The sequence below is a fragment of the Aeromonas sp. 600724 genome, assembly GCF_049175135.1.
GTDB classification, from domain to species: domain Bacteria; phylum Pseudomonadota; class Gammaproteobacteria; order Enterobacterales; family Aeromonadaceae; genus Aeromonas; species Aeromonas veronii_A.
Window position 1 is genome coordinate 68194 of sequence record NZ_JAAKUM010000019.1, and the last position, 26143, is coordinate 94336.

General features: G+C 60.2%; 21 protein-coding genes. 10 read left to right on the top strand and 11 right to left on the bottom strand.

Translation table 11 applies throughout. The features are described from left to right. Positions 1 to 58: 58 nt before the first annotated feature. The 3 genes from G5168_RS17530 to G5168_RS17540 all read right to left on the bottom strand — a co-directional run bounded on the left by G5168_RS17530 (position 59) and on the right by G5168_RS17540 (position 4198). Entirely contained in the window at positions 59 to 1156 is a 1098-nt protein-coding gene (locus G5168_RS17530; protein WP_201937706.1) for an extracellular solute-binding protein, read from the bottom strand. 54 nt (positions 1157 to 1210) lie between these two features. After that, complete coding sequence (locus tag G5168_RS17535) at positions 1211 to 2572, bottom strand: aspartate aminotransferase family protein (RefSeq protein ID WP_216979719.1); 1362 nt, start codon at positions 2570 to 2572, stop codon at positions 1211 to 1213. A gap of 294 nt (positions 2573 to 2866) precedes the next feature. Next, positions 2867 to 4198: a glutamine synthetase family protein gene (locus G5168_RS17540; RefSeq protein WP_005342613.1), complete on the bottom strand. Its 1332-nt coding sequence runs from the start codon at positions 4196 to 4198 to the stop codon at positions 2867 to 2869. A 467-nt stretch (positions 4199 to 4665) separates the two neighbouring features. Between G5168_RS17540 and G5168_RS17545 the strand changes: the two genes are divergently transcribed. The 9 genes from G5168_RS17545 to malZ all read left to right on the top strand — a co-directional run bounded on the left by G5168_RS17545 (position 4666) and on the right by malZ (position 12939). After that, positions 4666 to 5052 carry a TraR/DksA family transcriptional regulator gene (locus G5168_RS17545; protein WP_216952650.1) on the top strand — a complete coding sequence of 129 codons (387 nt, stop codon included), beginning with the start codon at positions 4666 to 4668 and terminating at the stop codon, positions 5050 to 5052. 145 nt (positions 5053 to 5197) lie between these two features. Next, positions 5198 to 6055 carry a hypothetical protein gene (locus G5168_RS17550; RefSeq protein WP_216952649.1) on the top strand — a complete coding sequence of 286 codons (858 nt, stop codon included), beginning with the start codon at positions 5198 to 5200 and terminating at the stop codon, positions 6053 to 6055. Positions 6056 to 6117: 62 nt separating this feature from the next. Next, complete coding sequence (locus G5168_RS17555; protein ID WP_216952648.1) at positions 6118 to 6564, top strand: DUF962 domain-containing protein; 447 nt, start codon at positions 6118 to 6120, stop codon at positions 6562 to 6564. A gap of 26 nt (positions 6565 to 6590) precedes the next feature. Further along, a complete protein-coding gene (locus G5168_RS17560) occupies positions 6591 to 7085 on the top strand; it encodes a CreA family protein (protein WP_064341036.1) in 495 nt (164 codons plus the stop codon). Between the two features lie 74 nt (positions 7086 to 7159). Beyond that, positions 7160 to 8149: a 2-hydroxyacid dehydrogenase gene (locus G5168_RS17565; RefSeq protein ID WP_064341035.1), complete on the top strand. Its 990-nt coding sequence runs from the start codon at positions 7160 to 7162 to the stop codon at positions 8147 to 8149. Between the two features lie 92 nt (positions 8150 to 8241). Then, positions 8242 to 9603, top strand: a complete 1362-nt coding sequence (gene yegD, locus G5168_RS17570) for a molecular chaperone (RefSeq protein ID WP_227341603.1) — start codon at positions 8242 to 8244, stop codon at positions 9601 to 9603. 165 nt (positions 9604 to 9768) lie between these two features. After that, positions 9769 to 10185 carry an META domain-containing protein gene (locus G5168_RS17575; RefSeq protein WP_227341604.1) on the top strand — a complete coding sequence of 139 codons (417 nt, stop codon included), beginning with the start codon at positions 9769 to 9771 and terminating at the stop codon, positions 10183 to 10185. Between the two features lie 88 nt (positions 10186 to 10273). Then, a complete protein-coding gene (locus tag G5168_RS17580; protein WP_227341605.1) occupies positions 10274 to 11104 on the top strand; it encodes an HDOD domain-containing protein in 831 nt (276 codons plus the stop codon). Between the two features lie 5 nt (positions 11105 to 11109). Then, positions 11110 to 12939, top strand: coding sequence for a maltodextrin glucosidase (gene malZ / locus G5168_RS17585; RefSeq protein ID WP_227341606.1), 1830 nt, complete (start codon positions 11110 to 11112; stop codon positions 12937 to 12939). A gap of 98 nt (positions 12940 to 13037) precedes the next feature. Here malZ and G5168_RS17590 read toward each other — a convergent pair whose 3' ends face one another. After that, positions 13038 to 13571, bottom strand: a complete 534-nt coding sequence (locus tag G5168_RS17590; RefSeq protein ID WP_421252513.1) for an ATP--cob(I)alamin adenosyltransferase — start codon at positions 13569 to 13571, stop codon at positions 13038 to 13040. 90 nt (positions 13572 to 13661) lie between these two features. Beyond that, on the bottom strand, positions 13662 to 14804 hold the full coding sequence (locus tag G5168_RS17595; protein ID WP_421252514.1) for a DUF5610 domain-containing protein: 1143 nt from the start codon (positions 14802 to 14804) through the stop codon (positions 13662 to 13664). A gap of 170 nt (positions 14805 to 14974) precedes the next feature. Here G5168_RS17595 and trmA point away from each other — a divergent pair, with 170 nt between their 5' ends. Continuing rightward, positions 14975 to 16108 carry a tRNA (uridine(54)-C5)-methyltransferase TrmA gene (gene trmA / locus G5168_RS17600; RefSeq protein WP_421252515.1) on the top strand — a complete coding sequence of 378 codons (1134 nt, stop codon included), beginning with the start codon at positions 14975 to 14977 and terminating at the stop codon, positions 16106 to 16108. A 67-nt stretch (positions 16109 to 16175) separates the two neighbouring features. Here trmA and G5168_RS17605 read toward each other — a convergent pair whose 3' ends face one another. From G5168_RS17605 to G5168_RS17630, 6 genes are all read right to left on the bottom strand, one after another. Then, complete coding sequence (locus G5168_RS17605) at positions 16176 to 17909, bottom strand: methyl-accepting chemotaxis protein (protein ID WP_421252516.1); 1734 nt, start codon at positions 17907 to 17909, stop codon at positions 16176 to 16178. Positions 17910 to 17960: 51 nt separating this feature from the next. Then, a complete protein-coding gene (mglC, locus tag G5168_RS17610; protein ID WP_005342585.1) occupies positions 17961 to 18971 on the bottom strand; it encodes a galactose/methyl galactoside ABC transporter permease MglC in 1011 nt (336 codons plus the stop codon). Between the two features lie 16 nt (positions 18972 to 18987). Further along, positions 18988 to 20508: a galactose/methyl galactoside ABC transporter ATP-binding protein MglA gene (gene mglA, locus G5168_RS17615; RefSeq protein ID WP_041234376.1), complete on the bottom strand. Its 1521-nt coding sequence runs from the start codon at positions 20506 to 20508 to the stop codon at positions 18988 to 18990. 53 nt (positions 20509 to 20561) lie between these two features. Next, positions 20562 to 21548, bottom strand: a complete 987-nt coding sequence (mglB, locus tag G5168_RS17620) for a galactose/glucose ABC transporter substrate-binding protein MglB (RefSeq protein WP_216952641.1) — start codon at positions 21546 to 21548, stop codon at positions 20562 to 20564. Between the two features lie 276 nt (positions 21549 to 21824). Then, complete coding sequence (locus G5168_RS17625) at positions 21825 to 24884, bottom strand: beta-galactosidase (protein ID WP_421252517.1); 3060 nt, start codon at positions 24882 to 24884, stop codon at positions 21825 to 21827. Positions 24885 to 25073: 189 nt separating this feature from the next. Then, on the bottom strand, positions 25074 to 26081 hold the full coding sequence (locus tag G5168_RS17630; RefSeq protein ID WP_005356970.1) for a substrate-binding domain-containing protein: 1008 nt from the start codon (positions 26079 to 26081) through the stop codon (positions 25074 to 25076). Positions 26082 to 26143 lie beyond the last annotated feature (62 nt).

Genomic DNA, 26143 nt, shown 5'->3' on the forward strand with positions numbered 1-26143 from the left:
TCCGGATGGATGGCATCACTACCCTCCCGGCCGAACTGCGGACCGGGAGGGGTATTCGTTACTTACCGGACTTGATCTTGGTCCAGCTGCGGGTCATCAGACGCTGCACCTTGGCCGGCAGATCTGGGAAGGTGTAGATCTTCTGCAAGGTTGCAGAGTCCGGATAAACCCCCGGATCGGTACGGATCGCCTCGTCAACCAGCGGGGTCGCAGCCTTGTTGCCGTTAGGCGCCTGCACCTGATTGGTGATGTTGGCGATCACGTCGGGCTTCATCAGATAGTTGATGAAGGTGTGGGCCGCCTCGACGTTCTTGGCATCCGCCGGGATGGCGATCATGTCAAAGAAGCTGCCTGCCCCCTCTTTCGGAATGGTGTAGGTAAGTGCCACGCCATTTTTGGCTTCCGCCGCCCGCGCCTTGGACTGCTGCAAATCCATGGAGTAACCGACAGCAACACACAAGTTGCCGTTGGCCAGATCCGAGATGTACTTGGAGGAGTGGAAATAGGCGGTATAGGGACGAATGGAGAGGAACAGCTCCTCGGCCTTCTTCAGCTCGTCCGGCTTCTGGCTATCCGGTTTGAAGCCCAGATATTGCAGGGCGGCCGGTAACATTTCGGTCGGCGAGTCGAGGAAGGAGACGCCGCACTCCTTCAGCTTGGCCATGTTCTCCGGCTTGAACACCAGATCCCAGGAGTTGAGCGGCGCATCGGCCCCCAGTACGGCCTTCACCTTCTCGGCATTGTAGGCATAACCGATGGTGCCCCACAGATAGGGGATGGAGTACTGGTTGCCCGGATCGCTCGGGTCGAGCGCCTTGAGCAGGTCGGTATCCATATTTTGCCAGTTGGAGAGCTTGGACTTGTCCAGCTTCTGGAACACGCCAGCCCTGATCTGTTTGGCCAGGAAGGGGTTGGACGGCACCACGATGTCGTAGCCGGATTTACCAGCCAGCAACTTGGCTTCCAGTACCTCGTTGCTGTCAAACACGTCATAAACCACCTTGATGCCCGTCTCCTTCTGGAAGTTTTCCAGGGTATCCGGGGCGATATAGTCGCTCCAGTTGTAGACGTGCAACACCTTCTCTTCAGCCATTGCTCCGGCACTTGCCATGACCAGAGCCACAGAGGCAGCGATCACTCCCGTTTTGAAAGACATCATCCTTGTCTCCTAAGCAAATTGTATGCGCATGCCAACCTGCCCGGCCGCACCTCAACCCTTCAGCTTGGCGGCTGTCAGATCCAGACTGAGCCTGGCTAGCTTGACCAATTCATCAACCTGTTCCTCGGTGATCACCAAGGGGGGCGATATGATCATGGTATCGCCTACCGCCCTCATCACCAAGCCATTGTTAAAACAGAATTCCCGGCAAGTCATCCCGGCATTGGCATGGGCCGGGAAACGCCGGTTGGTCTGCTTGTCCTGGACGATTTCCAGGGCTGCGACCAGCCCGCGGCCACGGGTTTCACCCACCAGCGGGTGGTCAGCCAGCTCTGCCCAGCGGCGCTGCAAATAGGGGCCGATGGTATCATGCACTCGCTTAACTATGCTCTCCTTTTGCATAAGCTGGATATTGGCCACCGCCACCGCGCAAGAGACCGGATGGCCCGAGTAGGTGAAGCCGTGGTTGAACTCGCCCCCCTCTTCCACCAGCCCCTTGGCAACCCGGTCACTCACCATCACAGCGCCGAGCGGCAGATAACCGGAGGTAATCCCCTTGGCCAGACACATCAGATCCGGCTTGATGCCAAACCCTTCGCTGGCAAACCAGTGGCCGGTACGGCCAAAGCCGCAGATCACCTCGTCGGCTATCAGCAAAATGCCGTAGTGATCGCAGATGCGCTGGATCTCCGGCCAGTAGCTGTCAGGCGGAATGATGACACCGCCCGCCCCCTGGATCGGCTCGCCGATAAAGGCGGCCACCTTCTCCACCCCCAGCTCCAGAATCTTCTGCTCCAGCTGACGGGCCCGCTCCAGCCCGAACTCGTGGGCACTCATCCCCTGCCCCTCACCGAAGTGATAAGGCTGGTCGATGTGCACTATGCCGGGAATGGGCAGACCACCCTGGGCATGCATCCCTTTCATGCCACCCAGACTCGCCCCCGCCACGGTGGAGCCGTGATAGGCGTTGTGGCGGCTGATGATCACCTGTTTTTCCGGTTGCCCTTTGCTGGCCCAGTAGTGGCGCACCATCCGCAGCACGGTGTCGTTGCACTCGGAGCCGGAGCCGGTAAAGAAGACATGGTTGAGATGGGATGGCGTCACTTCGGCCAGCAAGGTGGCCAGCTCGATCACCGGCGGGTGCGCGGTCTGGAAGAAGAGGTTGTAGTAGGGCAACTGCTGCATCTGACGGGTGGCAGCATCCACCAGCTCCTGCCGACCATAGCCCATATTGACGCACCAAAGCCCCGCCATGCCGTCCAGAATGCGCTTGCCTTCGGAGTCTTCCAGATAGACGCCACTGGCTTTGGTGATGATACGGCTGCCCTTCTTGTTCAGAGCCTGAAAGTCGGTAAAGGGGTGCAGGTGGTGGCTGGCATCCTGCTGCTGCCACTCACGGGTAGTCTGTTGCATTGTTAGCTCCTCGGTTCCTTCGATTTAGCTGGTTCTGTTCGTCAATCATCAGGAGGGCTGCCACTCCCGCAATCACTGCCACTTTCGCGTGGACTGCGGCACGGCCTGCTCCTCACATCCTTCAATTCGAGCCAAAAACTGTTATCAACCATGCAACCAGAGCGGTGGCGAGCCAACTTCCGCTCACAACCATCCGCAGGCGGAGGCACTCCTCCATCCCGTATTACCGGTTACAGGCAGGGGAGGCAGCCTGCCTCCCCGATTCGGACGATGCGTGGCCGGCACGCATCCGGGTCAGACGTTCAGCAGCAGGAACTCTCGCTCCCAGCGGCTGATCACCCCGAAGTAGGTCTCGTACTCTTTGCGTTTGACCGCGACAAAGGCGCGTGTGAAGCGCTCCCCCAACATCTCCTTGATCGGCTCGCACTGTTCGAGATGGCTGAGCGCCTCCTCCAGCGAGCGGGGCAGACTGTAGGGCAGGTCGTAGGCGCTGGATTTCATCTCCTGCATGGGCTCCAGCTTCTCCATCATGCCGAGATAGCCGCACGCCAGGGTGGCGGCCAGCGCCAGATAGGGGTTGGCATCGGCACCGGCGAAGCGGTTCTCCACCCGGCGGGCACTGGGGTCGGAGAAGGGTACCCGCAGACCACAGGTGCGGTTCTCGACACCCCACTGGACGTTGCGTGGCGCGCTCTCACCGAAGGTGAGGCGGCGGTAGGAGTTGACGTTGGGAGCCAGCAGGGCTGTCACCGCCGGGGTGTACTTCTGCAGACCTGCGATGAAATGCATGAAGAGTTCGGAGTTGCCGCCATCCGGGGTACCGAACAGATTTCGACCGTTCATATCCTCCAGACTCTGGTGGATGTGCATGGCGGAGCCCGGCTCGTTGCTCATCGGCTTGGCCATAAAGGTGGCGTAGATGCCGTGGCGATGGGCCGCCTCACGCATGGTGCGCTTGAAAAGGAACACCTGATCCGCCAGATCGATGGCATCCCCGTGCAGGAAGTTGATCTCCATCTGGGCAGCACCGGACTCGTGGATCAGGGTATCCACCTCCAGCTCCTGCGCTTCGCAGTAGTCATACATGTCTTCGAAGATGGGATCGAACTCGTTGACCGCATCGATACTGAAGGACTGGCGAGCGGTCTCCGGACGGCCGTTGCGCCCTACCGGCGGCATCAGCGGATAGTCGGGGTCTTCGTTGCGGGTGACCAGATAGAACTCCAGCTCGGGCGCCACCACCGGCTTCCAGCCCTGAGCCTCGTAAAATGACAGAACCCGACGCAGTACGGAGCGAGGTGCAATGTCGATCAGCTTGCCGTTGACGTCGTAACAGTCATGGATAACCTGAGCGGTAGGTTCCAGCGCCCAAGGGACGAAACGGATGGTGTTGGGGTCAGGATAGAGCTGCATGTCCCGCTCCAGCGGATCGATCATGCTGTCGTCATCCGGATATTCGCCGGTCACTGTCTGGGTGAAGATCACCTCGGGCAGACGCATGCCCCCTTCTCGCAAAAACTTGTTGGCTGGGATGATCTTGCCCCGGGCGTTGCCGGTGAAATCAGGGAAGAGACACTCCACTTCCGTGATGCGATTGCTCTCCATCCAGCCCTTGATACTGTCCATGTTAAACCCCGACTCTACGGTTGCCATTGGCAAGGGTGTCTAATATATGGAACACCCTTGTTATCAAATTGTAATCAACACCACCATAAAAGCCCGCTATCAGGGGTAATGTCAAGCAGTGGTGTTTAAAAAACTATAAATAACGGCGCATATAATGACCAAGTCGGCACCAAATACTAAACACTCGTGGTCTCGCCTCTCCCCAGTGCAAAGCCGGTGCCAACCGGCCAAAACCAGATGTCAGATCCCGTCAGATCAGCCGCTAAAGGGGCCATTTTTTTGCAAAGGCGCACAATCCCTGTCCTATTTGCTTTGCTTGGCTGCTTTTTTTTGGTACAAGGCCCGCCCTGATTTGCACTCTCTTGCATGAAAACGGTGCAAATCAGACGAGAAGGGCTTGGTCTGCAGGCAGACAGCCCCCATAAACATGGATAATTGGGTTAGTAAACTGACTGGTAGTAAATCGTATGTGTGATTTCATGACTGAAGACCAACTGGCCTTTTACAAGGGGCAGATCGAGCGGCAGATCGCCGAGCTCGAAGAGCGCCTGAACTCCCAGGCCAGCCAGGCCATCGCCACCGACACCAACGAGATGGCCGATGAAATTGACCGTGCCAGTATCGAGGAAGCCCGCCGTCTGGAGCTGAACCGCATCGAGCACGACAAGCTGCACCTGCGCAAGCTGAGGGGCGCATTGAAGCGAATGAACGATGGAGATTTCGGTTACTGTGAATCTTGTGGTGACGAGATCTCTCTCAAGCGGCTGCAAGCTCGTCCAGAGTCCCGTTTCTGCGTCGAATGCCAGAGCACCAAGGAATTTAACGATACCCACGTGTTCCGCCGCGTCGCCTGATTCTTCGAAGAACCGTCACCATTCAGGTGCAACAGACGCCAGCAAGGCTGGGCCCGCGCTCAACCTTGCACAACGCCTCGCAGCAAGATGGTGACAAGTTCTGTTAGACTCCGGACACCTTCCGGAATCTACAGGAGAATAGAGAGTGAAATGGCTCATCAAACTGTGTTTGTGCCTGCCACTGCTGGCACAAGCACAGGTTCTGACGGTCAAGGTTCCCAGCCGTCCCGTCAACAATCTTGATCAGGAGTACCAGCTCAAACTGCTGGAACTGGCCCTGACCCGCTCCGGACAACCCTTTCGCATCCAGCCTGTCGAACTCGACCTCAACCAGTTCACCCTTCAGCAGCAGCTGAGCAAGGGCAAGACCATCAACGTCTTCTGGATGGGTACCTCCAGCGCACTCGAATCCTCCCTGATTGCCGTCCCCATTCCGCTGTTTCGCGGACTGGAAGGATTGCGGCTGTCGTTCATCCACGCGGATGCCCAAGAGAAGTTCAACCAGATCAATACTCTGGCCGACCTCAAACAGCTGAAGGCGGCGCAAGGGGTCGGTTGGGCCGATAACAAAATTCTGGAAAATGCGGGCATCCCGACCTTCTCCGGCCGCTACAGCAGCTTGTTTCGCCTTATCAACGACGGCGACAAGATCGACTTCTTCCCGCGCGCCCTGGTAGAGATCTTCGCCGAGCGCAGCGAGCTGGTGGCGCAGTATCCCAACCTCGCCATCGAGCAACATCTGCTGATCCGCTACCCCTTCGCCCAGTTCTTCTTCGTCAGCCCCGAATACCCCAAGCTGGCCAAGGCGATTCAGACCGGGTTGGAGCGGGCCTATGCCGATGGCAGCTTTATGAAGTTCTTCCATGACAACCCCAAGATCCGCGAAGCACTGGCCAGCGCCAACCTCGATCAGCGGGTCACCATCGCCCTGCCCAATCCGGACATGACCCCGTTGCTAAAATCCATTCCGGCCCAATATTGGGATTATCCACCACAGGGATAAGCATCCCGAGCGCCTGACCATGAGGGTCAGGCCGCGAGAACACAGTGCGCCAGGGAGGAGCCATGAAGGGAATCCAGGAGTGGTTTGTGGAGTACGGCCAGAGCCATCGCCATCCGATAAACGTCGCCATCCACAAACTGGCGGTGCCGGGCATCTATCTCTGCTCGCTGGCGCTGCTCTGGTGTCTGCCGCTCGGGCCCTTGCCAGAGCCCCTCAACTGGGCGGCAGTGGCGGCCATTCCGGTGCTGCTGTTCTATCTGCAACTGTCGTTTTCGCTGTTCGCGGGGATGGCGGTGCTGACCGCGCTCGGGCTGGCCTTCTGCCACCAGTGGCAGGGGCCGCTGCTGTGGCCCGCGGTGGCGGCGTTCGTGATTCTCTGGATAGCCCAGTTTGTCGGCCACAAGATCGAGGGCAAACGCCCCTCCTTCCTCGCCGACCTGCAATTTCTGCTGATAGGCCCCGCCTGGGTGCTCGCCAGCCTCTATCGTCGCCTGGGCATTCCCTATTGAGGAGTGCCGGGCCAACAGGAGAGACCATGACACATAACCACACGCGACATAATGCCCTGCGCCGCGCCCTGCCCCTGCTGCTGGGGGCCCTGTTTGCCGGCCCGGCGCTGGCCGACAAGGCCGACCCGGTCGGTGAAGTGAGCACAGCCTTCAAGCTGTTTGGCCCCAACCACAAGATCCTGGTGGAGGCATTCGACGACCCGCGCATCGACGGTGTCGCCTGCTATCTGGCGCGCCCCAAGACAGGTGGCGTCAAAGGTGGGCTGGGACTGGCGGAAGATCCCTCCCACGCCTCCCTGTCGTGCCACCAGATCGGCCCCATCACCCTGCCCGAAAAGCTGAAGGCGGGAGAGGAGGTGTTCGATGTCAGCACTTCACTGGTGTTCAAGGAGCAGAAAGTGGTGCGTTTTTACGACAAGAAACGCAATTCACTGGTTTACCTGACCTACAGCACCAAACTGGTGGATGGTTCGTACAAGAGTGCAGTCAGCGCCGTTCCCATTATGCCGTGGGGACAATAACCAGCCGGTTTGTCAGGTGATAGCTGACCCATTTTGTTGTAATTTGACGACACACACGCTGCGGAGCACATACCATGAAAGTCGCCGTATTCAGTACCAAGAGCTATGACAAAGAGCATTTCAACCAGGCCAACAGCCAGTACGGCTTCGACCTAGAGTTTTTCGATGTGCGGCTGGAGGCCAAAACGGCCCGACTGGCTCACGGCTTCCCAGTGGTGTGTCTGTTCGTCAATGACGATGCCGACCGCGAGGTATTGACCGAACTGGCTGCCAACGGCACCCAGGTGATCGCCCTGCGCTGCGCCGGTTACAACAACGTGGACCTGGCCGCGGCCAAAGAGCTGGGGCTGAAAGTGGTGCGGGTGCCCGCCTACTCCCCCGAGGCGACCGCAGAACACGCGGTCGGCATGATGATGTGCCTCAACCGCCGCATCCACAAAGCCTATCAGCGCACCCGCGACGCCAACTTCTCGCTGGAGGGGCTGGTCGGCTTCAACATGCATGGCAAGACCGTTGGCGTCATCGGCACCGGCAAGATCGGTCTGGCCGCCCTGCGCATCCTCAAGGGCTTCGGGGTTCGCCTGCTGGTCAACGATCCTTACCAGAATCCGGCAGCCATCGAGCTGGGTGCCGAGTACGTGGATCTCGATACCCTGTTCCGCCAATCCGACATCATCAGCCTGCACTGCCCGCTGTTCAAAGAGAACTACCACCTGTTGAACAAGGAGGCGTTCGCCAAGATGAAGGACGGGGTGATGATCATCAACACCAGCCGTGGCGGTCTGCTCGACTCCAACGCCGCCATCGAGGCGCTCAAGACCTCCCGTATCGGCGCACTGGGGCTGGACGTCTACGAGGAGGAAGAGGATCTCTTCTTCTCCGACAAGTCCAACGAGGTGATCACCGATGACGTGTTCCGCCGCCTGTCTGCCTGCCACAACGTGCTGTTCACCGGCCATCAGGCGTTCCTGACCCGCGAGGCGCTGCACGCCATCGCCGATACCACCCTCGGCAATATCCGCGCCATCGAGATCCAGGGCCGCTGCGACAACGAAGTGGAATAAGGGCTCGCCCTCTCTTCGTCACGCGCCGGGTTGTGAGACCCGGCGCCTTCGGGTAGGCTAGCCCCCCTTTTTTATTCAGGAGTCTGGCGCCCATGTTTATCGGATTTGATTACGGCACCTCCAACTGTGCCGTGGCCGTGATGGAACAAGGTAGCCCCAGGCTGCTGAATCTTGGCGCATCCCGCTATCTCCCTTCCACCCTGCATGCGCCCCACCGGGATGCTATCGCCGGTCTGTTGGCCGAAGGGCTGGCACCCGCCCAGCAGGCGGAGTACCTCAAGCTACGTGGCCCCGTGGTCACCCGCGCCCAGACGGTTCGCCGCCAGATGCGGGAAGAGGGGCTGATCGACGAGCTGAGCTTTGGCGGTGCCGCGCTGGAGCGCTATCTGGAAGAGCCGGACGACGGCTACTACATCAAATCGCCGAAATCCTTTCTCGGCGCCTATGGCCTCAAGGCCCCCCAGATCGCCCTGTTTGAAGACATCGTCTGCGCCATGATGCTCCATGTCCGCCAGCAGGCGGAGCAGCAGCTCGGTGCCCCGATCCGCCAGGCGGTGATCGGCCGTCCGGTCAACTTCCAGGGTCTGGCGGGGGAAGAGAGCAACCAGCAAGCTATCGCCATCCTGACCGAGGCGGCCCGTCTGGCCGGTTTCGAGCAGGTAGAGTTCCTCTATGAACCGGTGGCCGCCGGGTTTGAATTCGAGGCGCGCCTCACCGAAGACGCCGTGGTGCTGGTGGTGGATATCGGCGGCGGTACCACCGACTGCTCCATGCTGCGGATGGGCCCGAGCTACCGCGATCAGCTGGATCGCAGCGGCGATCTGCTCGGCCACAGCGGCCAGCGGATCGGCGGCAACGACTTCGATATCCGCCTGACGGTGGAAGGGATGATGCCGCTGCTCGGCATGCACGAGACCCTCAAGACCGGCAAGCCGCTGCCCCACCCGCTGTTCTGGGATGCGGCCGCCATCAACGACGTCAGCGCCCAGAGCCGCTTCTACAGCCTCGACACCGCCCGCCAACTGCAGGAGCTGCAGCTCGACAGCCAGCCTGGCAGCAAGCTGGGTCGTCTGGCCAGCCTGCGGGCCCACAAGCTGAGCCACCAGCTGGTGTGGCGTGCCGAGCAGGGCAAGATCGCCCTCTCGGAGCAGGAACTCAATCGCCAGTCGCTGGCCGAGCTGGAAAAAGGGCTGGAAGCGGAACTGACCCGCGAACAGCTGGCCAACGCCTCGGCCCTGCTGCTGGAGAAGATTGGCGAGCTGATGGACGAAGCGATTGCCGCCGCCGGTGTGCAGCCGGATCGCATCTTCGTCACCGGCGGTAGCGCCCGCTCGCCGCTGATCGCCAGCTTTATCCGCCAGAAGCTCCCCTCCATCCCGCTTGAGGGTGGCGATGACTTCGGCTCGGTGGCTGCCGGTCTTGCCCGTTATGCCGAGCGGCTGTTCGCCAACTGAGCCCTGAGATAGCGTAAATCGATGGCAACATAACCAAGGTGTTGCTATTAAGCGACAGTCTCGCGGGACAAGGGGCGACAGAAGCGGTCGGTCGTCCCCTCTCCCGCCCTGCTCCCGACTGCCCAAAAAGGGTATTCTTGACGCTCCCCCAACCGGAGCCCCCTCATGCCCAGATTGCCCTTTTTGCTGATCCCCCTGTTACTGCTCGCTGGCTGCAGCTCGACCGCCTTTGTTCAGCAAGATCTGCAACACCACCACTGGGTACTGAGCAAACTGGATGGCGAACCGATCAAGGCCCCCCGCGACAATCCTCCCGATTTCGAGATCGGCGAGCACTTCACCGTCAACGGCATCGCCGGTTGCAACCGCTACTTCGGTCAGGGCCATCTGGAAGATGACAAACTGTGGATCACCAGTCTGGGCAGCACCGAAATGGCCTGCATGCCGCCGCTCGACACTATCGAACAGGCTGTACTGACCACCCTTACCGAGGGGGCGACCTTGAGCGGCACCAGTCAGAACCTGATCCTGCAGGGCAAACGGCACCGTTTGGAATACACCTTGCGCGACTGGGTGTTCTAGCGCTCACAAAGCCGCATCACAAACAGGAACATGTTGTCCGGCTGTGGCACAATATGAGGCAGAGTTCGCAACGGAGGCTGCCTCAGCCATGTCGATGGATCGCCTGTTTGACAAGATCAAACAACTCCCCACTATTCCCAAGCTGCTGCACGAGTTGATGCAGAGCTTCAACGACGAGAATGCCCGCATCGACCAGATTGCGGCCAAGATCGCCATGGACCAGGTGATCAGCGTCAAGGTGCTAAAGATGGCCAACTCGGCCGCCCTGCGCCGTGGCAACGAAGTGACCTCCATCGAACAGGCGGTGATCCGCCTCGGCTTCAACCGACTGCGCTCTGTGGTGGTCGCTTCCGGCATCATCGGCACCTTCAAGGCCCCGCCCAGCTTCGACAAGAACAAGTTCTGGACCGAGACCTTCCAGGTCGCCACCATCGCCAAAACCCTGGCCCAGGAGGCCAAGGTGCTCGACCCCGAGACCGCCTTCACCTGTGCTCTTATCCACAACATCGGCGAACTACTGATCCAGAGTACCTTGCCGGAAGAGGCGGAGCTCATCAATCTGGCGATCCAGAAGGGGAGCAGCCGGGTCGAGGCCCAGCGGGAGATGCTGGGTTACGACTACGCCCAGCTCGGTGCCGAGCTGGCGCGGCGCTGGAACCTCTCCGAGGCCTTCGTCGATGCCATCTCCCAACAGCTGGATCCCCTCTCCCACGATCCGGTCAGCAAGGAGGCGGTGCTGATCCGCCTCGCCGTGTTTATCTCCTTCGCCTGGAACGCGGGAGTGCCTGCCCAGGCCATCATCGCCCGCTTCCCCAAACCGCTCGCCGACCAGTTGGGACTGGATCCCAAGTCGCTGGCAGGCCAGCTCGAAACACTGCATGAACAGGGTAATGCCCTTGCCGATCTTCTGACTCAATAAGCATCATGACCCATCCGTTTCTGTTTCATCCCCAGGTGGCGCCCTGGTTCAAAGAGAGCGCCGACGCACTGCAATTGACCCTCTTTAGCGATCTGGATGCACCGATCCGCGAGGTGTGGCTACGCCACGAGCCGGATAACGAGGAGTACCTGATCCCGATGACGGCGGTCTCCACCCGCGATCAGCTGCAGGTGTGGCAGGCGACCCTGCCGCTCATCAAGGGACAGGATATCCACCTCTACAGCTTCAAGTGCCTCACCGACGAGGAGCAGTGGTGGCTGCACGGGGCGGGCGTCAGCGCGTCCATGCCGCCACGGGAGCAACATTTTCGCTTCAACAGCCTGCACCAGCCACCGGCCTGGGTGCAGGATCAGGTGTTCTACCAGATCTTCCCCGACCGCTTCTGCAACGGCGACCCGTCGCTGAGCGTCAAGCATCACGAGTACGAATATCGCGGCAAAGCGGTCATCAGCAAGGCGTGGGGCGAACCGGTCAGTCGCCATGAAGAGGGCCACGGCGCCTGCGAGTTTTACGGTGGCGATCTGGCGGGGATCGATGCCAAGCTGCACTATCTGCAATCTCTCGGGGTGACGGCGCTCTACCTCAACCCCATCTTCGATTCGCCGAGCAACCACAAGTACGACACCCAGGACTACTTCAAGGTCGATGCCCACCTCGGCAGCAACGCGCAGTTCGCCGAGCTGACCCGCAACCTGCACCAGCGCGGCATGAAGATCATCCTCGATGCGGTGGTCAACCACACCTCTACCGAGCACCCCTGGTTCTGCCCGCCACTGGGAGCCCAGAGCAACCCGGACTCCCCGTGGCGCAGCTTCTACACCTTTGATAAAGAAGGGGATTACGTCAGCTGGAAGGGCATTCGCAGCCTGCCCAAGCTCGACTTCTCCTGCGAGAAGGTACAGGACGCCGTCTATCGGGCCGATGACGCCATCCTCCGTTACTGGATGCGCGCCCCCTACCAGATCGATGGCTGGCGCTTTGACGTCATCCACATGTTGGGCGAGCGCGGCACCGCCGAGGGCAACAGTGGTCACGTGCGCGCCATTCGCGGGGCAGTGAAGCAGGAGAACCCGGACGCCTATGTGCTCGGCGAACACTTCTTCGAGGCGAGCCAGTGGCTGCAAGGGGATCAGGAGGACGGCGCCATGAACTACTACGGCTTCGCCCACCCGATCCGTGCCTTCCTGGCTGGCAAGGATATCGCCTACCACCCCATCAAGATCAGCGCCGAAGAGCTGGATCGCTGGCTCAAACTGGCGCGGGCCCATATCCCGTTCAAGAACCAGCTGGCCCAGTTCAACCTGCTGGACAGCCACGATACCGCCCGCTTCCTCCATCTGCTGGGAGAGGACAAACAGCGGATGCAGCTGGCCGCCACACTGCTGCTCACCTATATCGGTGTGCCGTCCATCTACTACGGCGATGAAGTGGGGCTCTCCGGCGGCAACGACCCGGACTGCCGCCGCTGCTTCCCGTGGGATACCACAGACTGGGATCACGTGCTGCACGACCACTATCGTCGGCTGATCCAGATCCGCCGCCAGCGCCCCTCCCTGCGCCGTGGCGATATCCAGACCCTCTACGCCGGGCCCCACAGCTATGTGTTCGCCCGTACCCTGCAAAGCGATCAGGTGGTGGTGGCTTGCAACCGCCACCCGAGCGAGCCGCGCACCATCAGCCTGCCCCTGTGGCAGACCGCCAGCCCCGCCAGCCGTTTCACCGATGCCTTCAACGGCGAGAAGTTTGAAGTGGTGCAGGGCGAGGTGCAGCTCACCATCCCCGCCAACTCGGCCCGGGTGCTGATCTCCAGCTGAGCGAGCAACTTACGCGCTGAAAACAAAACCGGAGCCCAAGGCTCCGGTTGTTTATTCCGTTCAATCCACCATGACGTCTGGCCCTTAGCCAGCCACCATCAGTAGTTGATGCTGACGTAGGGTACTTCCGGCACCTGCCAGCACTGCTTGAGGTAGACGGTGAGCACGAAGAAGAAGTTGGCCAGCAGGTTGGCGAAGCGATAGAGAATGGGATCGAAGACCACCTCGCTCTCTTCCAGCCGCACCAGCAGCCGTACCACCTTCTTGCTGCCGCAGCGGCACAGATGGAGGGTGGGAATGGGCTGCGGCCCCTGTGGCAGCACAAAACCTGTGACGCTGCCGCGACTCGCCTCGTTGTAGTGGTCGTAACGGGCCTTGAGCCACTCAAGGTCTGCATCGAAGATCCCCAGCTTGCCGCGCACCGAGCCGTTGAGGTTGTAGATAAGCCGCTGCAGCGCCGCGAGATCCGCCATCACGGGCCGGGTATCCGCATCCGGCGCAAGGTATGACAGCACGGCCCCGACCTGACAGCAGAGCTCATCGGTGGCGATTTCAAAATCACATTTGAGCGAGGTTTCGAAGATAAAGGGGTAGCAGAGCTCGCGCTCGTCTCTTGGCTTCTTGGGGTTCATGGGGCAACCGGATTGGAAAAAAGGCCAGTTTGCCAGCCCCCACAGGAGCTGGCAAACGGCAGGTTATGGCTTGGGCTGCGCGCTGGCGGCTCAGACGCTCCTGCCGGCGGGCTCGGTGGAGGGCTGGAACTGGCCGATCATCCGCAGCGCCTCCAGCATGCGCTGGTTGAAGTTGGTGAAGCTGCTGATCTGTGCCGGATCGCTCTGACCGCGAGCGGCCAGCACAGCCGGGGTCAGCGCCTGTTGCTGGGATGGTGGCAGCAGGGTATCTGCCTGTTTCTGCACCTGCTCCAGCTTGGGCAGGTAGTCGGCAAACGGCTTGAGCAGATCCTGCAGGGAGTGCGCTCCCTGATAGGTCTGACTCAGCTTGACGCTCTGCTTGAGCTTGAGGGAGTAGGAGGCCAGCTGACTGTCGTCCAGTTTCAGTTCGTTCGCCTTATCCAGCAGATCCTCGAAGTTGCCGGAGAAGAAGTTCCCCGCCAGCTCGTCGATCCCCTTGACCAGCTTGCCGATGGACTCCATCTCCTCACTGCTGAGATCCCCCTCCAGCGAGAAACTGAAGCTCTGGCTCGACTTGAGGCTGAACTGACTACCGCTCTCATCCTTCTGGGACTTGGTCTGCCAGCTGTCGTTGAATCGCAGCACTACCTTGTCGCCATCCTTGGTCTGGATCTCCAGATAACCCTGCTGGCGACTGGCCATCTCGGCCTGCCCCATGTCGGTCGGGGAGACCTTGCCGAAGAACTCCTTCTCGAACTCCTCGAGCCCTTTCTGGATCAGCTTGTAGCTCTGATCGATACCAGTTTTGATATCCTCGTTGTCAGTCGCCCACTTGCCGAGCTGCTTCTTCGCCTCGTCAAAGCCCTTGTCGATCCCCTTGCGGGCCTGCTCCATCATCCCGGTCAGGTCGTCGTCGGATTTGCCATCGGCCCGCGCGGCACCGAGTCGCCCGGTCACGAACTGCAGCACGTTGTCCGCCACCGACTGGAAGTCGAACAGGGTCTCCGGGGTGATCTCCTCGGGCTCTTTCACCTTCGGCGCCTGATAGCCCTGGCCGTTGATCTCCAGCGAGAACTGCAATGCCTGCTGGATCAGCACCTGCGCCCACTTGGGCGGCTTGTGCAAGGAGACCGCCTCCTCGCTCTTGACCTGTTTCTGCTCCGCCTGTTGGGGCGATTTGGGAGAAACACCCACTCCCTTGGGTTGGGCTGCGCCCACGCCTTCGATCTGCATAATGTGTCCTCCCACCATGCCTGTAGATCAGCTATCGGCCTGACTGAACACTTCTTGACCACAAAATGCTGGACAATCTGCGGCTGGCTTTTAAAATCGGGCCCCTTTGGGTGGCCTGTTGCCTTCCCCCGATTTCGACCCGGCCCGGCCGGTGTGCATGTGAGGTATTTATGACCCAGTCCCAACAGCCTTCCGCGAACGCTCCGGCGCCTAGAACCGCGGCCGACTATCAGGCCCAACTCGACGAAAAGCGCGCTCGCCTCACCGGGCTGTTTGCCGGCTTCACCCTCCCGGCGCTGGAAGTGCACAGCTCACCGGCGGAGTACTACCGGATGCGCGCCGAATTTCGCATCTGGCACGAAGGGGATGACCTCTTCCACTGCATGTATGCCCCGGCGACCAAAGAGATCATCAAGATAGACCACTTCCCTACCGCCAGCCGCCTCATCAACCAGTTGATGCCGCTGCTGCTGGAGGGGCTGCGCCCACACCCGGTGCTGCGCCGCAAGCTGTTCCAGATTGACTACCTCTCCACCCAGTCCGGCCAGATCATTGTCAGCCTGCTCTATCACCGCAAGCTGGAGGCCGAATGGCAACAAGCCGCCGAAGCGCTGCAGGCCGATCTGCGCGCCAAGGGGTTCGAGCTGCAGCTGATTGGCCGCGCCCACAAGCAGAAGATTTGTCTGGGGGATGACTTCGTCATCGAACAGCTCAACGTGGCGGGTCGCCAGCTCATCTACAAGCAGGTGGAGAACAGCTTCACCCAGCCCAACGCCGCCATCAACGAGCAGATGCTGGCCTGGGCGCTGGATGTGACCAAGGGGAGCGAAGGGGACCTGCTGGAGCTCTATTGCGGCAACGGCAACTTCTCCATCGCGCTGGCGCAGAACTTCCGCAAGGTGCTGGCCACCGAGATCGCCAAGCCGAGCGTCGACTCCGCCCAGTTCAACATCGCCGCCAACGGCGTCGACAACCTGATCATCCTGCGCATGTCGGCAGAGGAGTTCACCATGGCGATGCGTGGCGAGCGGGAGTTCAACCGCCTCAAGGGGGTCGACCTCAAGAGCTACCAGTGCAACACCATCTTCGTCGACCCGCCCCGCGCCGGTCTCGACGATGCCACCGTCAAGCTGGTGCAGGAGTACGACAACATCCTCTACATCTCCTGCAACCCAGATACCCTGCAGGCCAACATGGCGGTACTGGGCGAAACCCACGAGATCGCCCGCTTCGCCCTGTTCGACCAGTTCCCCTGGACCCATCACATGGAAGCCGGGGTCTATCTGCGCCGCAAAGCCGGTTGATTCAGGCAGGCAGGAAAACAACAACAGGGCCGGATGGCCCTGTTTTGTTATTGACTGAACACAGGCCTCACTCCAGCCGGAAGTGGCCCACGATCTCCCGCAGCCGGTCGTAGGTCTGCTGCATCGCCGCAGAGCTGGCGACCGTCGCTTCGCCATTGTGGGTCAGCTGGCGGATCACTTCAGCGATGGCGCTCATGTTGCGATTGATCTCTTCGGCCACCGCGCTCTGCTGCTCCGCCGCCGTGGCGATATGGCTGATGAGATCGTTGATCTCCACAACTTCCCCTGTCATCAGATCCAGCGACTCGTTGACCCTGGTGGTGTTCTCGGCCGCCCCCTGACAGCTCTGCTTGGTGTTGCCCATGGCATCCACCACGGTGCGGGTGCCCCGCTGCAGACTGGCCAGCATGGTCTGGATCTCGGCTGTGCTCTGCTGGGTGCGGGCCGCGAGGGAGCGCACCTCGTCCGCCACCACCGCAAAACCGCGACCCTGTTCACCGGCGCGGGCCGCCTCGATGGCGGCGTTGAGGGCCAGCAGGTTGGTCTGTTCGGCAATGCTGCCGATCACCCCCAGCACTGAGCCAATCTGCTGCACATCCTGTTGCATCGCCTCGATGGAGCGGGCAGTGGCTTCCACTTCGTCCACCAGCGCCATCACGCTGGCCATCGCCTGATCTACTACCTGACGGGACTGGCTCGCCAGCTGCTGGCTCTGGCCGGTGAGCTGGGCGGTGCTGGCCGCACTCTCGGAGACGGAGACCGCGGTGCGGCTCATCTCGTTGATAGCGGTCACCACCTGCTCGGTCTCGCGTACGTGGTCCGCCAGCAGGGACTGGGCGGCGCCGGTCTGGCTGGCCAACCCCTCGATGCCGCTGTTGAGCTGGCCGCTCGCCTGCCGCACCTCCCCCATCATCTCCTGCAGCCGCTCGATAAAGCGGTTGATGCCGGCCGAGATCTGGCCCAGATCATCCTTGCTGGTTACCGCCAGTCGGCGGGTGAGATCGCCGCTGCCGCGAGAGAGCTCCAGCACAAGATCCCGCAACGAGAGGATGGGGCGATATGCCACATTGAGCGCCAACATCGCCAGCACCATCACCACGATCGCCACGCCGCACAGCGCCATGATGATCTGGCCGTTGAGGGCCCGGGTCATGGCCCGGATGTAGTCAAGATCGATGTAGCCGGTCAGCGTCCAGCTGCTGCCGCGAATATCCAGCTGGTTGGGGCGCGCTTCACTCTCCCCCTGCGGTTTGCTGTCATAGAGGTTGTTGCCCTGACTGTCGGCCAGCGAGAAGTAGCGGCCATCGCCACTCATCTTCTCCAGCAGGCTTTTGAACTCGCTCATGTCGAGGTAGTAGAGATAGGCGGAATCGGCACCGCGCGGCACCAGAATGGTGATGACCGGCTTGCCATCCACCTGTTGCAGCGGGCTGACGGTGATCTGGTTGTTGGCGGCAGGGATCAGCTTGCGCAGGGCATCGACTTTGGCACTGTCGTTGATGACCCCGCTCACGTCGAAGGCCATGTCGCCGATCACTTTGACGATGTTGTGAAAGCCGGTCTCTTGCAGGGTCTTCTTGACGTTGGTCACCCCGAAGTTGAGGTTGGCGGCCAACAGGATTTTCTGATTGATGTCGCTGGCCAGCTTCTCTTTGACCAGGGTGATCTGCTCGGTGATGTTGTGGGTGGCCTGAGTGCGAATGTAACCACTGATGAAGTGATTCACGCTGAGCCCAGCGGTGCCGATGGTGACCAGAATGGCCAGTAGCAGCAAGAGGTAAATCTTGACCTTGAATGGCATGGGTTCCCTCCAGAAGAGAGGGCTGGCAGCGCCAACCCTCCCTGCCAATCGTTATTTCTTCTTGGCGTACTTCATGGAATCCAATGCCACCGCCAGAATGATGATGCCGCCCTTGATGATGAACTGCCAGTAAGGGCTGACCCCGATATAGGTCAAACCATAGTTGATCAGGGTGAAGATAAGTACGCCGGTGATCACACCCGCGACCGTTCCCACCCCGCCGGCAAACGACACGCCGCCCACCACGCACGCCGCGATGGCATCCAGCTCGTACATGAAGCCGAGGTTGTTGGTGGCGCTACCGATACGGCCTGCTTCCAGCATGCCGCCGAAGGCGTAGAAGACCCCCGCCAGCGCATAGATCATTACCAGATTGACCGCCACATTGACGCCGGAGACCTTGGCTGCCTCGGGGTTGCCGCCGATGGCGAAGATGTTTTTGCCAAAGCGGGTCTTGTTCCACAGCACCCAGACAAAGACGCTGGCGATGGCCGCATAGAAGGTGAGATAGGAGAGTTTGAATCCTCCTATCCGGATAAACCCTTGGGCGAAGCTGGAGAAGCGGGGGTCAAACCCGGCCACCGGCGAAGCCCCTACCGAGTCAAAGTAGAGGGAGTTGATACCGTAGACGATGATCATGGTGCCCAGGGTGGTAATGAACGGGGTAACGTTCAGGTAGGCCACGATCAGACCGTTGACCAGACCAATCAGCGCCCCCACCACACAGACCAGCAGGATCACCGCAGGAATGGGCACCTCCCCCAACGTCGGGAACACCTTGTTGACGTTGGTCAGCGCCTGCAACATGGTTGCTGCTATGAGTGCCGCTAGACCGACCTGACGACCGGCCGAGAGATCCGTCCCCTGAGTGATGATGATGCCCGCCACCCCCAGCGCTATGATGACCCGCACCGAGGACTGGGTCAGAATGTTGCTGAAGTTGGTGAGGCTCAGGAAGGAAGGCTCCTGGATCACGATGACCATGAGCAGCACCAGCAGCACCAGATAGATGGCGTTTTCCTTGAGCGCCTGCATCAGATTGAAATTTTTAGCCGACTCCATAAATGTCTTCCTGTCTCTAGAGGTACAGAGATGCCAGGCGCAGTATCTCGCTCTGGTCAGTTTCTTTGGTATTGACGATCCCGGCGACCCGGCCATTGCTCATCACCATGATGCGGTCGGTGATCCCCAGCAATTCCGGCATCTCTGACGAGATGATGATGATCCCCTTGTCCTTCTTCGCCAGCTCCAGGATGAGCTGGTAGATCTCGAACTTGGCCCCGACGTCTATGCCGCGGGTGGGCTCGTCGAGCATCAGGATCTCCGGCTGGGTCAGCAGCCAGCGACCGATGATCACCTTCTGCTGGTTGCCCCCGGAGAGGGAACCTATCTGGGTCTGCTGGGTCGGCGTCTTGACCCGCATGGAGTCGATCACCCACTGGGTATCGCTCTTCATCTTGTTGTCGCTGAGCAGCCCCATGGAGCCCTTGTAGCTGTCCATGTTGGCGATCAGGGAGTTGAAGGCGATATCGAGCCGGGAGTAGATACCGGTGGAGCGGCGCTCTTCCGTCACCAGCGCAAAGCCGTTGCGGATCGCTTCGTGGGCGTTGTGGTTGGCCACCTCTTTGCCGTGCAGCTTGATGCTGCCCTGACTGCGATCGCGAATACCGAACAGGGTCTCGACGATATCGGTGCGCTTGGCCCCCACCAGTCCGGCGATGCCGAGGATCTCCCCCTTGTGCAGGTTGAAGGTCACATCCTGAATGGAGGGCTGGTTTTTCGCCGTCAGGTGTTCGATCTCGAGGATCACCTCTTTCGGCTGGTTGGTCTTTTCCGGGAAACGCTGGGTCAGTTCACGGCCGACCATCATCCCGATGATCTGATCCATGGTCATGCCCTTGAGCGGCTGGGTTGCCACCCACTGGCCATCCCGCAATATGGTGATCTCGTCACAGAGCTGGAAGATCTCCTCCATCTTGTGAGAGATGTAGACGATGCCGCACCCCTTCTCCTTCAACTTGTTGATGATCTTGAAGAGGTGGTTCACCTCTTTCTCGGTCAGGGAGGAGGTGGGTTCATCCATGATGACGATCTTGGCGTCGTAGGAGAACGCCTTGGCGATCTCGATCATCTGCATCTGGGAGACCGACAGGGTCGCGACCTTCACCTTGGGGTCGATGTCGATATCCAGCTCATCGAAGATGCGCTTGGTGTCGTCATACATCTTGCCGTGGTCGATAAACCACCCCTTGGTGGGGTAGCGGCCGAGCCACATGTTGTCCATCACGGTACGCTGCAGCACCAGGTTGAGCTCCTGATGCACCATGGAGACGCCATTTTCCAGCGCCTCTTTCGAGGAGGTGAAGTTGATCTCCTGCCCCTTGAAGAAGATCTTGCCCTGATCCTTCTCGTAAATGCCGAACAGGCACTTGAGCAGTGTGGATTTTCCCGCTCCGTTCTCGCCCATCAACGCATGCACAGAATGAGGACGGACCCGTAAATTGACATTATCGAGTGCCTTGACGCCGGGAAAGCTCTTACTGACGTCAATCATCTCCAACAGCCATTCTGATTGTTGCTGTGTTGTCATATCAGCCATCACATCTGGTTGAAAAAAGGGCAAGGGGATCTCCCTTGCCCTGGAGGAGGGAATTACTCGAATTTGGACAGGTTGTCTTTATCCACACCGACGTAGGCAACACGTACTACCTTGTCGACGATATTCCACTTGGTGCCTTCACCGGCCGGTTTGCCTTCAGCCAGGTTCTTGGTCAGCTCGAAGGTGGCTTTGGCCTGGTTGGCCGCATCGTTCAGCACGGTACCCGCCATGGCACCGCTCTTGACCATGGCCAGCGCTTCCGGCAGCGCATCGACGCCGAACACCGGAATGGCAGTCTTGCCCTGTGCTTTCAGTGATTCGACTGCGCCCATTGCCATGCCGTCGTTGTTGGCGATGACCACTTCGATCTTGTTGGCGTTGGGGCCGGAGATCCAGGCGTCCATCTTGTCTTTCGCCATGGCGGTATCCCACATACCGGTATCCATATGCAGTTGTTCAGTCTTGACGCCGCCATCGTTCAGGGTCTTGACCACGTAGGAGGTGCGCGCTTCGGCATCCGGGTGGCCCGGCTCCCCTTTCAGCAGCACGAACTGGATCACGCCATCCTTGTTCAGATCCCACTCCGGATGGGCTTTCCAGTGTTTGGCAATCAGCTGACCCTGGATGATCCCTGACTCCTTGGAGTCGGTACCCACGTAGTAGGCCTTGTCGTAGCTGGCCAGATCGGTAGCGCTCGGCTCCTTGTTGTAGAAGACAACCGGGATATCTTCGCCACGGGCTTTCTCAATCACCACCGGTGCCGCAGCCGGGTCAACCAGGTTAATGGCCAGCGCCTTCACCCCTTTGGCCAGCAGCACGTCGATCTGGTCGTTCTGCTTGGACTGGTCGTTTTGGGAGTCGTTCATCAGCAGTTCCACCCCCGGAGTGGCTGCCGCCTCCTTCTCGATGGCCTTGCGCACGACCGCCATGAAGTTGTCATCGTACTTGTAGACGGTTACCCCGATACGGGTGTCAGCCTGGGCATTGGCTCCAGCCATCATGCCCATCAGCAGGGCGGCAACTGTGGTCAGTTTTTTCATTATGTGTGCTCCGATGTGTCTATCTGTGTTGTAGGGTGGCGAGCAATTGAGCAAGCGCCAATCAATGTAATCAGTTTGTTGTCATTTCTTCTGTGATCATGACGACAAAATGAAAACGATTACACTCTGTTACATTGAAACTTTGTTTTTATTTTTCAAATACATACTGATTAAAATCAGATTTGAGACTCAATCTTTCCCACAGCATTGAGGCTAGTCGTTACTGGTCTGTTGTCAAAATGGCGCACTGGCTCGACAGTCGCCTCAATAGCTGGATTAACAGAGAGTACAGCCCCAACGGTAACGACGCTCAAGCAGTTGATACTCGGGACGCACGCTCTGGCTCCAGGAATCATCCCCACCCACACCCATGTGGGCGCCATCGAGGCAGACCCACAGCCCCTCTTCGACCACCAGATCGCTCTGGTGACGAGCAGCGGCCAGCTGTTGCTGACTGAAGCGGCTGGCACTGAAATGGAAGCAGCCGTTTACTGTCGTGCTACCCAACTGCAACTGGCGGGTATCGCAGCGCAAGCCGTTGTCGCTCGGGAAGATGTAAGGGGTGTGCATCGCCTCCAGCGGCAGGCTCCAGCGCCCCAGATCGGCGCCCAGCAGGCGATCCGGATAGTTCTCGTGCGGCCCACGCCCCAGCCATTCAGCTCGCGCCGGGACCTCGGCCAGATGGAGCAACAGACCGATCCGCGGCAGCGAAGGCAGCGCTTGCGCCAGCTCGGTTTCTATCTCCAGGCTCATGGCGCCATCGTCGGTAAAGCGGTGATGCCAGTGACTCACCAGCAGCAGCTCATCGTGGTGAAAGTAGCCATGACTGACCCGGATATCCGCTCCGGCGACCGCGATCCCCAGACAGCGGTGCTGCCACTGACCGAGGCCACAGCCCTGCCAGCGAGCAATCCAGGAGTTGGGGTCGGCGTGATCCGCTTCGCTGGTGCCGATGTCGTTGTCGAGCGGCGCGCGGTAAAAGTGATCCATGATCGGCGCCAGCAGCTGCTCCTGCCCCGATTTTTGCCAACTGGTGATGCGACCGCTCTGCTTGTCGAGCCGCCACTGACTGTTTGCGGTGGTGACCAACCAGCCATCCGGCTGCTCGCTCAGGGTGGCGGCAGCGGCGGGAGCAGGCAGAGCAAGGGGGGTCGGCAGGGTGAACTGCTGACGGGCGACCTTGTGATCCGCCTGCGACCAGGGGGTAGCCTGCGGCTGAACGATGGCCAGATCGAGCCAGGCCAGTGAGCCTGCCGCAAAGGCGGGCAGTGTCTCGCTCAGGGTCAACTCGACCACCCCCTGTGGCGCCAGATCAAGGGAGAACTCCCCCTGCTGCTGCACATGGCCGTTCTCACACAACAGCCAGCAAAGCCGCTCGTTGTCGGTTTCCCGAAACAGGTATTCGCTCTCGATCCGCACCCGCAGCGGGGTGTGCTCGAGCAGGGCAAAGCGGAACGGCTGTTGGGCGCGCTTAGCCTCGCACAGGGCGGGATGGGGGGTGCGATCCGGGAACAGCAGACCGTTGCAGCAGAACTGGCGATCGTTTTGCACATCACCAAAATCGCCGCCATAGCCCCAGTAGTGGCGACCATCGGCGGTGTATTTGTCGAGCCCCTGATCGACCCAATCCCAGACAAACCCGCCTTGCAGACGTGGATGATCGCGAAACGCCTGCCAATAGTGGGCATAACCCCCCAGACTGTTGCCCATGGCGTGGGCATATTCGCAGAGGATCAACGGCCGGTGCTCGCCGGGCAGGCCGATCCACTTGGCCAGCGCCCACTTTGGCACCTCCGGGAAGGGTTGATCCTGATGGGTTCTGGCATACATGGGGCAGATGATGTCGGTGGCCGGGGTATCGGCCCCGCCCCCCTCGTACTGCACCGGACGGCTCGGGTCGCTGCGCTTGATCCAGCCATACATGGCATCGTGGGCCGGGCCGTACCCCGACTCATTGCCCAGCGACCAGATGATGATGGAGGGGTGGTTGAAATCCCGTGCCACCATGCGGGTCGCCCGCTCCAGAAAGGCGTTGCTCCAGGCAGGATCCCGCGCCAGCCGCCCCATGGGGGTCATGCCGTGAGTCTCCAGATTCGCCTCGTCCACCACATAGAGACCGAGCCGATCGCAGAGGCGATAGAAGTCGGGGTGGTTGGGATAGTGGGAGCAGCGCACCGCATTGAAGTTGTGCCGCTTCATCAGCAGCAGATCCCGCTCCATGGTGGCACGATCGATGGCATAACCCCTGGCGGGGTGGTGTTCATGGCGGTTGGCACCACGGATCAGCAGCGGCTGACCGTTGACCCGCAGCAGGCCGCCACGGATCTCCACCACCCTAAAGCCCACATCGCACGCCTCGCTCTCGATGGCCTGACCCTGTTCGTCCAGCAGGGTCAGGGTCAGGCGATAGAGATGGGGCGTCTCGGCGCTCCACTTGCGCGGCGCAGCCACGTCGAGCCAGCACTCGGCGCGATCGTCATACGCCCCTTTTTCATCAATGGCTTGGGTGCCGATCGGCTGGCGCAGGGTCGCGACCCGCTCGCCACCGTCATAGAGATTGGCCTCTACCGACAGCCCAGCCCCATTGGCGACTTGCAGGGCAATCTTGAGACGGCCATCCCGATAGCAGGCATCCAGCTCGGGGGTCACCCGCATATCCATCAGATGGCGGGACGGTTTGTGCAACAGGCTGACGGAGCGGAAGATCCCCGACAGCCACCACATATCCTGATCTTCCAGATAGGAGCCGTCGGACCAGCGCAGCACCAGCACCGCCAGCCGGTTGCGACCGCTCTGCAGATATGGGGTCAGATCGAATTCGGCGGGCAGCCGGCTGTCCTGGGAGTAACCGACCCAGCGGCCGTTGCAGAAGAGGTGGAAGGCGCTGCTCACCCCGTCGAAGATGATCCGGCTCTGACCGCTTGCCAGCCAGCCGGCGGGCAGATCGAACTCGCGGGAGTAGCAACCGGTAGGGTTCTCTGCTGGCACCCGGGGCGGATCGCAAGGAAAGGGGTACTTGATATTGGTGTAGATGGGGCCATCGGTGGGCGGCCGCGCAGCCGGATAGGCGGCATCCAGCTGCCAGTTGCCCGGCACGGTAATGGGAGTGGCATCAGCCAGATCCTGCGCCAGCCAGCTCTCGGGCACCAATTCGGGAGCGGCAAAGAAGGAGAAGCTCCACTCGCCATCGAGCAAGAGATGGGAGGAAGAGGCCAGATCCCCCTTGGCATCCGCTTCGCTGCGCCAGCTGAACATGGGGGTATGGGCAGCCAGCCGGTTTACCGACGTAATGGCCTGAGTCTGCCAATCCTGACGCGCCACTATCTCCCTGAGCATTCACTCTCTCCCTGCTGATTAGAAAACCTATTCAGTCTAGAGAAGTATGACGCAGGGAACGGCGATCTCGCTCACACAGATGTAAACGATTACACTTGTTTTGTTAAGTAAAGCGGAGTAAAAATGATTAAAAATAGGTAAAACAATAACCGTGCAAGAAACGGCCCCGAACAGGGCCGCAAAAGGGAGCTATCCGGCCCGAACCGGTGCCACCGAGTGGCGATTTATCAGGGTGGGTGTATAGATCCGGCTCTGGGTCGCGTCACTCTCCCCCGCCGCCAGCTGAATGGCCAGCTTGGCCGCCTGGGCCGCCATCAGCTCGATGGGATAGCGCATGGTGGAGAGCTTGGGGCGCAAATATCTGGCATAGATGATGTCATCGAAGCCCACTACCGATACCTCCTCCGGCACTCGCAGGCCGTTGTCGGCCAGCACAGAGATGGCGCCCGCCGCCATGGCATCGTTATAAGCCACCACGGCAGTCACCTTGAGCCCCTTGGCCAGCAGGTTGAGCATGGCGCGCTCGCCCCCCTCCTCATTCGGCGTGCCACTCTCGATAAGCTCGGGATCGGCTGCCAGACCGGCTTCCATCAGCCCATCCTGATAACCCTGCAAACGCAAGGTGGCATCCTCGATGGCGTGATCCGAGCTGATAAAGGCGATATGGCGGTGGCCCAGTTCGATCAGGTGGCGAGTCGCCGTAGCCGCCCCCAGCCGGTTGTTGAGAGCGATGCAGCGCCCCTTGAGGGCAGGAATATCGCGGTTGATCAGCACCATACCGGGCACCCGCATGGCGTAATCGTAAAGTTCCTCGTCGCTCAGCGCCTTGCTGTGCACCACCAGCGCCTCGCAGCGCTTGCCGATCAGCAGCTCGATCGCTTCACGCTCCTGACGCGCCTTGTGAAAACCGTTACCCATCAGCAGGTGAAGGTTCTGCTCGACGGCCACGCCGGAGACCCCCTTCACCAGTGCGCCGAAGAAGGGATCGGCTACATCACCGACCACCACCCCCATGGTGTCGCAAGTCTGGCTAACCAGTGCCCGCGCGTTGGCGTTGGGGGTGTAGCCCAGTTCAGCCATGGCCTTCTGCACCACTTCGCGAGACGCGGCGCTGGCCTTGGGGGAGTTGTTCATCACCCGTGAAACCGTTGCCACTGACACATTGGCCAAACGGGCGACATCCTTGATGGTGCTCATGCTGTTTTCACTTCTTTCACTGTGCAATAGAGCGCCATTATACCCAGCAAACCCTTTGAAAA